This is a genomic window from Desulfonatronospira sp., from assembly GCA_003563255.1.
Taxonomy (GTDB): Bacteria; Desulfobacterota; Desulfovibrionia; order Desulfovibrionales; family Desulfonatronovibrionaceae; genus Desulfonatronospira.
The window spans coordinates 1-7,778 of sequence record PWSL01000002.1; the positions used below are offsets into that span (position 1 = coordinate 1).

Consider the following 7,778-nt stretch of genomic DNA (forward strand, 5'->3'; position numbering starts at 1 on the left):
AGCGAAACTTATGATTGACCTGCGGGGACTGGCTCTCCCCGCACTTATTTTTTCCAATAAAACCAAGATCATTTTTAATAAAAATAAGTGCGGGGGTGCCTGTCCCCAATTTGGCATAAAATTTTATAAGGTTCGCTGTAGTGTTAGCGTTTTTAAGGAAAGCCAGTCCCCGTGCTACATGCAAAGCGCTGAACAGATACCTGTTCAAAAGTAATATGGCTGCAGTGTTAAAATCTCAGTTCGAATCCGTTTTCCGCCAGGGAATCCATAATGCCGTCAAAGTCCTGCTCCATCTGCTTACGCTGCATCTCAAAACGTTGCATATCCCATATCTCGAATTTTCTCCCCACACCAGCCAAGATGACTTCCTTGTTCATGCCCGCGTAAGTGCGCAGGTAAGGAGGCACCAGCAGACGTCCCTGCTTGTCCAGGGGGATTTCCGTGGCCCCGGAGATGAAGAAGCGGTGGAAATCCCTGAATTTGCGATTGGCCATGTTGAGCTGATTAAAACTGTGTTCAATTCTTTCCCACTCAGGTAGTGGGTATCCCACGGCACAGCCGTCAAAATTGGTAAGCATAACTCTGCCCTCAGGAGAGTTCTCCATGATTATTTCCCTGAATTCGGGGGGCAGCATAAGCCTTCCCTTGGGATCTATGCTTCGCTGACTATGACCTCTGAACATGATTAGCTAACCACTATTTACCACTATTTACCACCTTAAAAGTTATGAGGCAAGTAAAAGTCAAGCATAAAATGGAATTTTTTTTCTATTCAGCTTGATTTTAGATTTTTTTTTAGTTAAGCACTCATTATATTTGAATTAAGCATTATCACTAAAAGGCGGGCTGTGCCCGCAACCCATGGATAAAAATCAGTTTTCAAAAAGGATTTTTAATATGCACACCAAGATAATCGCAACTATAGGTCCCTCTTGTAATGAAAGATTCATGATGAAGCGTCTTGTGGAGCAGGGGGTGCGGATTTTCCGGCTCAACTTTTCCCACGGAAGCGCCGGGGATTTCGAGCATATCATCAGGAGCCTGCGCAGCGTCGAGGATGAGCTGCAGCATGGAATAACCATAATGCAGGACCTGTCCGGCCCCAAAATAAGGGCAGGGGAGCTCAAGGAATCCCCCTTAAGCATTAATGTCGGGGATGAACTGTTCATGGGTCCTTCGGATTACATGGACAGCCATGATCCGTATCTGCCTTTCGACCACAAGGAGATCATCAAGGATCTGAAGGCGGGTGCCGAGGTCCGGGTCAGTGACGGAGGCTTAAGCTTCGAGATCCTGGAGAAAAACGGAGAGGTGCTCAGACTCAGGTCTGAAAACAGCGGCATTATCACTTCGCGCAAGGGCATCAACTTTCCCGGCCTCAAGGCCTCCATTGCAGCTCTGACCAACAAGGACCGCGAAGACCTGGCCGCCGGCCTGGACATGGGCATAGACGCGGTGGCCATGTCCTTTGTGCAGTGCCCGGAAGATGTCTCCAGCGCCAAGCACGTCATAGAGAAAACAGGGCGCTGGATCCCGGTGATCGCCAAGCTGGAAAGACAGGTTGCAGTCAACCGCCTGGAGGAGATTCTGAAAATCGCCGACGGGATCATGGTGGCCCGGGGAGATCTGGGCCTGGAATGCCCACTTTCTTCAGTGCCGACACTGCAAAAAAGGATCATCGCCGCTTGCAACCACTCTGCCAAGCCGGTAATTGTTGCTACCCAGATGCTTCTTTCTATGGTCAGCAACCCTATGCCCACCCGGGCAGAGACCACAGACGTAGCCAATGCCGTCCTGGACGGGACCGACTGCCTCATGCTCTCGGAGGAAACAGCCATCGGTCAGTACCCTGTGCAGGCGGTGGGCTACATGCGTGAGATTGCTGAAGAAGCTGAACAGTTTTTCTTTGAACTGGGCACCAGTCCTATAGAGCCCAAAAAGCAGGTTTCGGAAAACTTCATCGGATACAATGCCTGTCTTCTGGCTGAAAAAATCAGGGCCAAAGCACTGGTGGCGCATACCGATTCCGGGGCAACGGTAAGGCTGATCAGTTCCTGCAGGCCCAGGCAGACCATTTTCGGACTGAGCCCCAGGTGGGACACCCAGAAGTTCATGAATTTTTCCTGGGGGGTGGTGCCGGTGCACATACCTGAAGAACCCCATGATCATCTGCAGCGTACAGAGAAATTCGTAGAGGAGTTTTCAGGCTTTATGAGCGGGGAGGACTTGATCATAACTGCTGGCCACCCCAAGGCCGGGGTGGAAAGCTCACCCACCAATCTGCTCAAGATTTACAGAAAGTAGGGGATGACTGATACACAATCACCGACAGCGTTTATTTCAAGGAATAGTGATGAGTGTTAAACAGATGGACAGTGATACTCTAAATGAAGAATATTACCAGGTTTCCCCGGATATTCTGGCCAGTTTCCCCAAGTTCCGTCTGCCCCTCAACCTGTACAGATTCAAGGAGGACGTTGGGCAGTTGCAGCCCTATTACTATGCTGACAGGCGTCTGGACCAGAACATGCAAAAAGACCTGCAAGCTTTATCAAGTAAGGGTCAGATTTTTGTTGCCCGTTCAGACCACAAAATTTATGCCAAGCACATCAGCAGGCAACTGGATCTGGTGCTGGTAGACAAAAACCTGACCACCGGGGAAGTGGTATACATCATCAGACAAGCCCTGACTGATAAGACTTCAGATTTTTTTGATCAGCCGGTGCTGGTGGCCCTGGAAAAGTTAAGGAGTGATTGTCTGGTAATGACTCAATACCTGTGGGAAGACCACTTCAGGGTCAATAACCTTCTTAAAGTGCTGCACCCTGATTATTCCTGGGCAAAATTGTGCTACAACAGCACCGTCCTGGGTCTGGCACTTTTCATTGACGGGCAGAAGGACGGCTTCAAACGCAAACACCTGGACAACCTTGCCCTGGGACTTTTGACTCATATGCTGGGTATGTCCAAAATCCCGGCCTTCATCCGGGAAAAAAAGACCAGACTGTCCATGGAAGAGCAGGACAAGATGACCAACTATCCCATAGTTGGGGCCGGCATTATGCGCAAGCTGGATGTTATGGAGGAGGCAGTGCTCAAGTGTCACCTGGAACATAAGGAACTCCTGGACGGATCAGGAATTCCCAGGGGAATCAAGGAGCCTGAAATCAGCTATTATGGAAAACTGGCTGCATTGGTGCATGCCTTCTGGCAGGATTACTTAAGCCAGGGCACCGGAGCTCAAGACATCTCCAAGAGCGTGGAAGAACTGGCCCGGGCTAAAACCAAGTACGATGCCAAGCTGTGCAGTAAGCTGCGAAGAATTTCCCAGAATATTAAAACTTTTTCTCAGGATTGATCAGGTTTCGCTGTAATAGGCCCTGGAGCTGTTTTTTTCCGCTACCATGACCCAGTCCAGGTAGATTTTCCTGCTTTTTAGACGGGATTTCAGACCCTGGTAAACGAAGCAGGCCAGATTTTCTGATGAAGGGTTGGTCTGCTGGAAGTAGGGCAGGTCATTGAGATGTTTGTGGTCAAGTTCCTCAAGTACCGCCTGCAAATTTTTTTTCAATTCTTTAAAATCTATGAGCATGCCTGTGTCGGGATCCACCTTTTCCCCGCATACCTGTGCTTCCACCAAAAAATTGTGTCCGTGCAGGTTTTCGCACTTTCCCCCGTAGTTATGTAATTGATGCGATGAACTGAAATCCGAGCTCACCCGGAGACAATACCTTGGTCCGGCCATGTCCTCTCCTAGTTTTGAATTAATAAAAAAGTCTGCAGATTGTCAGGGTTTGATTATTGATTTTTACAGGTGCTGTCAATTCTGGAAATACTTGAGGCTTTTGGGCCGGGCATTGCAGGTGCACTTATAGGGTGCACCTGCAAAAAGTCGGGGAATGAAAAATTCAGAAATCAACAATCTATATAACTCTTTGATTTTACTGACCTCTGACCTCTGATCTCTGATCTCTGACGTCTGTGACTGCAAAAATGACTTTTTGCAGTCACATCTTTTAGGGTGGATTTCAGGAGGCAGTTGCACTAAAAGCCATCCATGACTATCCCCGAAGATTTTGATCTTGAAAACTATGAATACGAGCTGGATCCGGCCAGGATAGCCTCCTGGCCCACCCCGGACAGAAGTCAATCCAGGCTCCTGATTCTGGACAGGCAGGGTGGTGAGCTGCAGGAGGACAGGTTTGAAAACATTGACCAATACCTGGAGTCGGGCTCGCTTCTGGTGGTGAACACTTCAAAGGTGCTGCCGGCAAGGCTCATGGGCCGCAAAGAAAGTTCCGGGTCTGTGGAGTTCCTGCTTCTAACCCCGCTGCCTCTTATAAGTCCGGTCATGGAAAACGGGGAAAAAAAGGCCCGGGTAGAGTGCCTTGTCCGGGCTTCCAGACGCCCAAGGCCCGGGGACTGGGTTTATTTCGCGGAAAATGTGCGCTTCAGGCTTGTGCAGGACCTGGACCAGGGCAGGGCCAAGGGTGATCTTTTCTGGACCGGGGACCTGGGGCATTTTTTCGTGCGCTACGGCCATGTACCCCTTCCTCCCTACATCAAAAGACAGGATGAGCCCCAGGATGTCAACCGTTATCAGACCGTATATGCCCATCCGGACAAGCAGGGTTCTGTGGCAGCACCCACCGCAGGCATGCATTTTACTCCGCAGCTTTGTCAACGGCTTGAGGACCTGGGCTGCATGTGGGCGGAGGTCTGCCTGTACGTGGGATACGGCACTTTCAGCCCGGTGAAGTCCGCGGATATAAGGCAGCATGTGATGCACCCGGAGTACATCGAGGTGGGATCCCAGGCTGCAGAGAGCATCCGGGCGGCCAGGGCACAGGGACGCAAGGTGGTGGCCGTAGGAACCACCACGGTGCGCACCCTGGAGAGTGTCTGCAGGATGAAGGGCCGGGTGGAGCCTTTTACAGGCTGGAGCGATCTGTATATCTATCCTGGGTTTAAATTTGAAGCTGTGGACCAGCTCATCACCAACTTTCATTTGCCCAAATCATCTCTTTTAATTATGGTATCCGCTTTTGCAGGCAGGCGAAAAATACTGCACAGCTACCAATACGCCAGGGAGAAGGGTTTTCGTTTTTTTTCCTACGGCGATGCCATGTTTATAAAATAAATTTATTTGATCGGGGGGAGGATAGATGTCCAGGGTGATAATTCGCGAGGAAAGGTGCAAAGGGTGCCTTCTGTGTACCCTTGTTTGCCCGGTGGATATGCTGGAGCAGGCGGACAGGCCCAACAGGCAGGGGTACAAGGTGATCCGGGTGAAGAACCAGGATATGAGCGTGTGCAAAGGATGCGGGTTCTGTGCCGAGATATGTCCCGACGAGGTGTTTGTGGTTTACCGCAGTAAAAAGGACAGGGCCGGCGCTGAAAACCTGGAGGAAGAGCATGTCTAGGATATTCGTCAAGGGCAACGAGGCCATCGCCAGGGGGGCTGTGGACGCCGGCTGCAGGTGCTATTTCGGCTACCCCATAACTCCCCAGAACGACATACCCGAGTATCTGTCCAGGGTCCTGCCCGTATCAGGAGGGGAGTTCATCCAGGCCGAAAGCGAGATCGCAGCGGCCAACATGCTTCTGGGGGCAGGGGCCTGCGGGGTGCGGGCCATGACTTCATCCTCAAGCCCGGGTATATCCCTGAAGCAGGAGGCCATATCCTACATGGCCGGCAGCGATCTGCCCGGGGTCATCGTAAATATCAGCCGGGGCGGGCCGGGACTCGGGGATATTGGTCCTTCCCAGGGGGATTATTTCCAGGCGGTAAAGGGCGGCGGCCACGGGGACTACCGCCAGATTGTGCTGGCCCCGGGCAGTGTGCAGGAGGCTTATGATTTGACTTTTGAGGCCTTTGACCTGGCTTTTGAGTACCGCAATCCGGTAATGATCCTTGGGGACGCCATCCTGGGTCAGATGATGGAGCCCATTGACACCCGGGAGCCAGCCGGTCCGGATCTCCAGGAGGCGGCCTCCTGGAGGCTTGAAGGCTCGGGGGAGCGCAGTCCCCGTATCATCCGGTCCCTGCGCCTGGCCGAGGGTACCCTGGGCAGGCACAACCAGGACCTGCAGGAAAAGTATATAAAGGCCCGCAAAGAAATCCGGCATGAAGAGTTTTTAACCTCTGACGCCCGGCTTGTGGTGGTGGCTTTCGGTTCCATTGGGCGCATTGTCAAGTCTACAGTGCGTAAGCTGCGTAAAGAGGGCCATATGGTGGGGCTTCTGCGTCCCATAACCCTTTTTCCTTTTCCTGCGCCTGCTCTGCAGGATCTGGCCCGCCAGGGCAAACGCTTTATGACCATTGAGCACAATATGGGCCAGATGGTGGAGGATGTGCGTCTGTCCATCTGCGGGCTTGCTGAAAGCGGTTTTTATGGACACCTGCCGGGCAACCTGCCTACCCCTGAGGATTTCGAGGAGCCCATACTCAAGGAACTTACAGGATAAACGTGCTGGTGTGCCGGGGTATTAAAACCCGGCAGGTGATATTTTTATGCCCGCAAAGTGGAACCTGGTTTAGGATATTCAAGGAGCAAACAACATGCAGGAAGTACTGGCCTACAAATCGCCGGATATTCTGGCGGATGTGCCCACACATTTCTGTCCGGGCTGCCATCACGGCATTGTACACAAGATGCTGGCCTCCGGACTGGAAGACGCCGGGCTGGCTCAGAAAAGCATATGCGTGGCTGCAATCGGCTGCGGAGCCTTTATCTACAACTACGTACTGGTGGATACCCTGGAAGCTCCCCATGGAAGGGCTCCGGCAGTGGCCACCGGGGTCAAGAGAAGCTCACCGGACAGCCTGGTGCTGGTCTATCAGGGAGACGGGGACCTGGCCTCCATCGGCCTGGCCGAGATCATGCACGCCGCCAACCGGGGGGAAAAGATCACCGTAGTCTACGTGAACAACACCGTCTACGGTATGACCGGGGGGCAGATGGCCCCCACAACCATGCTGGGTCAGAAAACCACCACCACCCCTCTGGGCAGACAGTCCGGGTCTGATGGTTATCCCATGCAGATGACCGAGATAATGTCCAGGCTGCAGGGGGTAAGTTTTGCAGCAAGAGTGGCTGTAAACAACATTAAGAATCTGAAAAAGGCCCAAAAAGCCCTGCGCAGGGCCTTTGAGGTCCAGGAACAGGGTCTGGGCTTCGGTTTTGTGGAGTTTCTGGCCGCCTGTCCCACCAACTGGCGCATGAATGCCCTGGATGCCAATGCCCGGGTGGACAATGAGATGATACCCTGCTTTCCCCTGGGGATACACAAGGATGTTGCAGGAGAAGCACAATGAGCGTGTACCAGGACGTAATAATCGCAGGTTTCGGGGGCCAGGGGGTGATGCTCATGGGCAACCTGCTGGCGGTTTCAGCCATGCAGTCCGGGCTGCATGTGACTTATATACCCGTATACGGTCCGGAAATGCGCGGCGGCACAGCCAACTGCACCGTGGTCATCTCGGACCAGGAAGTGGGTTCACCCATTGTCAAAAGCCCCTGGACCCTCATTGCCATGAACCGGCCTTCCATGGAAAAGTTTCAGCCCCGGGTGAAAAAGGGGGGCACAGTAGTGTTCAATGCTTCCCAGGTGGAGCCCGGGCTTGCCGACTCAAGCCGTCTTCACGCCAGGGGGATAAAGGCCAACGACATCGCCGACGATCTGGGCAATCCCAGGCTGGCCAATATGGTGGCCCTGGGGGCATATGTAGAGGTCACCGGGATAGTTCCCCTGCAGGTGGTCAAGGACAGTCTTGC

At 52.7% G+C, this 7,778-nt stretch carries 9 protein-coding genes; 7 read left to right on the forward strand and 2 right to left on the reverse strand.

Going from position 1 to position 7,778, the window contains the following annotated elements; genetic code table 11:
- Positions 1-227: 227 nt before the first annotated feature.
- On the reverse strand, positions 228-686 hold the full coding sequence (gene mraZ, locus QZP87_RS00025) for a division/cell wall cluster transcriptional repressor MraZ (RefSeq protein WP_291320886.1): 459 nt from the start codon (positions 684-686) through the stop codon (positions 228-230).
- A 211-nt stretch (positions 687-897) separates the two neighbouring features.
- Between mraZ and pyk the strand changes: the two genes are divergently transcribed.
- On the forward strand, positions 898-2,304 hold the full coding sequence (gene pyk / locus QZP87_RS00030; protein WP_291320879.1) for a pyruvate kinase: 1,407 nt from the start codon (positions 898-900) through the stop codon (positions 2,302-2,304).
- Between the two features lie 49 nt (positions 2,305-2,353).
- Positions 2,354-3,358: an HD domain-containing phosphohydrolase gene (locus QZP87_RS00035; protein ID WP_291320880.1), complete on the forward strand. Its 1,005-nt coding sequence runs from the start codon at positions 2,354-2,356 to the stop codon at positions 3,356-3,358.
- Here the strand turns inward: QZP87_RS00035 and queD are convergent, their stop codons facing one another.
- Positions 3,359-3,745: a 6-carboxytetrahydropterin synthase QueD gene (gene queD / locus QZP87_RS00040; protein ID WP_291320881.1), complete on the reverse strand. Its 387-nt coding sequence runs from the start codon at positions 3,743-3,745 to the stop codon at positions 3,359-3,361.
- 312 nt (positions 3,746-4,057) lie between these two features.
- On the opposite strand from queD, the gene queA reads away from it, so the two are divergent.
- The 5 genes from queA to QZP87_RS00065 form a co-directional block, all read left to right on the forward strand.
- The gene (gene queA, locus QZP87_RS00045; RefSeq protein WP_291320882.1) at positions 4,058-5,140 is read left to right on the forward strand and encodes a tRNA preQ1(34) S-adenosylmethionine ribosyltransferase-isomerase QueA; all 1,083 of its coding nucleotides are present in this window, start codon (positions 4,058-4,060) and stop codon (positions 5,138-5,140) included.
- A 25-nt stretch (positions 5,141-5,165) separates the two neighbouring features.
- On the forward strand, positions 5,166-5,423 hold the full coding sequence (locus tag QZP87_RS00050) for a 4Fe-4S binding protein (RefSeq protein ID WP_008871640.1): 258 nt from the start codon (positions 5,166-5,168) through the stop codon (positions 5,421-5,423).
- Positions 5,416-6,468 carry a 3-methyl-2-oxobutanoate dehydrogenase subunit VorB gene (locus tag QZP87_RS00055; RefSeq protein WP_291320883.1) on the forward strand — a complete coding sequence of 351 codons (1,053 nt, stop codon included), beginning with the start codon at positions 5,416-5,418 and terminating at the stop codon, positions 6,466-6,468. Before QZP87_RS00050 ends, QZP87_RS00055 begins: the two co-directional genes overlap by 8 nt.
- Before the next feature lie 94 nt (positions 6,469-6,562).
- Positions 6,563-7,318 carry a thiamine pyrophosphate-dependent enzyme gene (locus tag QZP87_RS00060; RefSeq protein ID WP_291320884.1) on the forward strand — a complete coding sequence of 252 codons (756 nt, stop codon included), beginning with the start codon at positions 6,563-6,565 and terminating at the stop codon, positions 7,316-7,318.
- The coding region (locus QZP87_RS00065; RefSeq protein ID WP_291320885.1) for a 2-oxoacid:acceptor oxidoreductase family protein at positions 7,315-7,778 on the forward strand (464 nt) is incomplete at its 3' end. The genes QZP87_RS00060 and QZP87_RS00065, both read left to right, overlap by 4 nt.

What these genes read in the sequence shown, in the direction of transcription:
- QZP87_RS00050 (WP_008871640.1), top strand. Translation starts at nt 5,166, where the DNA reads ATGTCCAGGGTGATAATTCGCGAGGAAAGGTGCAAAGGGTGCCTTCTG.
- QZP87_RS00055 (WP_291320883.1), top strand. Translation starts at nt 5,416, where the DNA reads ATGTCTAGGATATTCGTCAAGGGCAACGAGGCCATCGCCAGGGGGGCT.
- QZP87_RS00060 (WP_291320884.1), top strand. Translation starts at nt 6,563, where the DNA reads ATGCAGGAAGTACTGGCCTACAAATCGCCGGATATTCTGGCGGATGTG.
- queD (WP_291320881.1), bottom strand. Translation starts at nt 3,745, where the DNA reads ATGGCCGGACCAAGGTATTGTCTCCGGGTGAGCTCGGATTTCAGTTCA.
- queA (WP_291320882.1), top strand. Translation starts at nt 4,058, where the DNA reads ATGACTATCCCCGAAGATTTTGATCTTGAAAACTATGAATACGAGCTG.
- QZP87_RS00035 (WP_291320880.1), top strand. Translation starts at nt 2,354, where the DNA reads ATGAGTGTTAAACAGATGGACAGTGATACTCTAAATGAAGAATATTAC.
- pyk (WP_291320879.1), top strand. Translation starts at nt 898, where the DNA reads ATGCACACCAAGATAATCGCAACTATAGGTCCCTCTTGTAATGAAAGA.